Annotated in this window: 4 protein-coding genes; all 4 read left to right on the top strand. The window is 46.4% G+C overall.

Translation table 11 applies throughout. From position 1 onward, the window contains the following. Positions 1 to 176: 176 nt before the first annotated feature. From QUB51_RS30260 to QUB51_RS30275, 4 genes are read left to right on the top strand one after another with little or no spacing between them, the layout of a single operon-like run. The gene (locus QUB51_RS30260) at positions 177 to 533 is read left to right on the top strand and encodes a hypothetical protein (protein ID WP_333058628.1); all 357 of its coding nucleotides are present in this window, start codon (positions 177 to 179) and stop codon (positions 531 to 533) included. Continuing rightward, complete coding sequence (locus tag QUB51_RS30265) at positions 530 to 1,039, top strand: hypothetical protein (protein WP_333058630.1); 510 nt, start codon at positions 530 to 532, stop codon at positions 1,037 to 1,039. The genes QUB51_RS30260 and QUB51_RS30265 overlap by 4 nt, the downstream gene beginning before the upstream one ends. After that, entirely contained in the window at positions 1,040 to 1,303 is a 264-nt protein-coding gene (locus tag QUB51_RS30270; RefSeq protein WP_333058631.1) for a hypothetical protein, read from the top strand. Beyond that, positions 1,294 to 1,578 carry a hypothetical protein gene (locus QUB51_RS30275; protein WP_333264557.1) on the top strand — a complete coding sequence of 95 codons (285 nt, stop codon included), beginning with the start codon at positions 1,294 to 1,296 and terminating at the stop codon, positions 1,576 to 1,578. The genes QUB51_RS30270 and QUB51_RS30275 overlap by 10 nt, the downstream gene beginning before the upstream one ends. Positions 1,579 to 1,613: the final 35 nt, after the last annotated feature.

A 1,613-nucleotide genomic window follows, 5' to 3' on the forward strand; every position in this document is an offset into this window, starting at 1 on the left:
TCTGGTGGCTGCGGGCTTTTTCATTCGTTTATTTTACCAGCTTTTGACACTGAAGTTTTTTTGACCTGAATCCTTACAATGAATGAACAAATGGAGTCATATTTTAATTGGTATTTCGGTAAAAAATGAGTAATATTACTCATTGACAACAGTGTTTTTAGCTTAACTTGTGAGGAATGGTGCTAGACACACCACTAGACACAGTGCCAGACACACCACTAGACACAGTGCCAGACACACCACTAGACACAGTGCTAAACACTGTAGACACAGCAGCCGAACCGCTTGATACAAAGGATGTAGACAGTGTAGACACCCTCGAATGGACTAACGACGGTTCATTCCCTGTGTGCGGTTTCACCCGCCAAAATTCCACCTTTTTAGACTGGGTTGACCTCTCTCAACTCATTGCACTTGTACTCGCATCGGCGGGGGTGTTTGTGCTGGCAATGTCCATGTGGCGACAAATCAACCCACTCAATCTATTGCCTTCCCCAGTCCGCATCAACATTCAAATTGGGACAAAATTATGAGCTTACAACTGCGACTATTCGGCGGTAAATCTGATAACAACCAATTAGCTAGCAGCAATGACGGCGGACACGCAATCGACAAATCTAAGGTGCTGGCAAGCACTGACACAAACGTTATCACGCCATTAAATCCTGGTAACTTCTCTAGCATTCGTAGTGTTCCAGTTGTGCCAGCACCGCGCTACTTTACCAAAGAAGAAGCGGACGCAATGAAGGACTTGGCAAAAGAGAAAACAGACGGTGCAAGGCAGTCTAAACGCGCTTACAAGGCACTAGGAAAAATTGAAGCGGCCGACAAAACCGTACACAAGGAGCACAGGAAATATGAGGGGGCGGTTGCTGAGAACGAACTAGGCAAAAAGCGCGCTGATGCTGGCTTAGCCAAGAAATTACACGGCTTGCGTCCCGGTTACGCTCGTCTGGGCTTGGGGATTGATAAAGCTGAGAATGATGCTCGCGCTCGCATTGATGAAATTAAAGCCAAGTTGACAGGAGGGACTAACTAAATGAAAGCGATGTATCTGGCTAACTACTTCGTTGCCGGATGCGTCGCTTTCTCCCTTTTAGGGTGGATAGCGAGCCTGCATCCGATGGCAATGAAAGCGGTTTTATTCCTATTAGCAGCAATTGCGATTGCTTGGGGGTTGAGCTGGTTGCTTGATTACTCCCTGAGCAAGTTGCTCAAGATTTCAGTCGCCGACTTGCAGGCGCTTTTAATCGGTGGTTTAGCGATGCTGCTGATTGGTTTAGGGGTGTTTATATGCAGCTAAAACTGTTTGTGTTGAGCGCGTCCTCTGTCGTGCTGTGGTTAATTCCACTAGCAGCACTAGACAAAAAGCTAGACATTCACAAAGCACTGCAAGGGGTGAGTCTGTGTGCTGCAATTGCCTGTGCAGTGTCCGCTGGTAACATTGCCCGCGAACTGGCAGAGGAAAGTGAGATTGAAGCGATGAAGACCAGGGCAATTACTGCTGATGTGGTGGATGAAATCGCCGTCAGCGCATATCGGGACTTAAACATAAAATACGATAAAAATAGGTTATAATGCTTACATAGCAAGCATATAACGTTAAAAAATGA

The organism is Microcoleus sp. AT8-A3 (assembly GCF_036705675.1).
Taxonomy (GTDB): Bacteria; Cyanobacteriota; Cyanobacteriia; order Cyanobacteriales; family Microcoleaceae; genus Microcoleus.

Bases quoted from the DNA above. Each gene is read 5' to 3' on its own strand.
- QUB51_RS30270 (WP_333058631.1), top strand. From the start codon at position 1,040: ATGAAAGCGATGTATCTGGCTAACTACTTCGTTGCCGGATGCGTCGCT.
- QUB51_RS30265 (WP_333058630.1), top strand. From the start codon at position 530: ATGAGCTTACAACTGCGACTATTCGGCGGTAAATCTGATAACAACCAA.
- QUB51_RS30275 (WP_333264557.1), top strand. From the start codon at position 1,294: ATGCAGCTAAAACTGTTTGTGTTGAGCGCGTCCTCTGTCGTGCTGTGG.
- QUB51_RS30260 (WP_333058628.1), top strand. From the start codon at position 177: ATGGTGCTAGACACACCACTAGACACAGTGCCAGACACACCACTAGAC.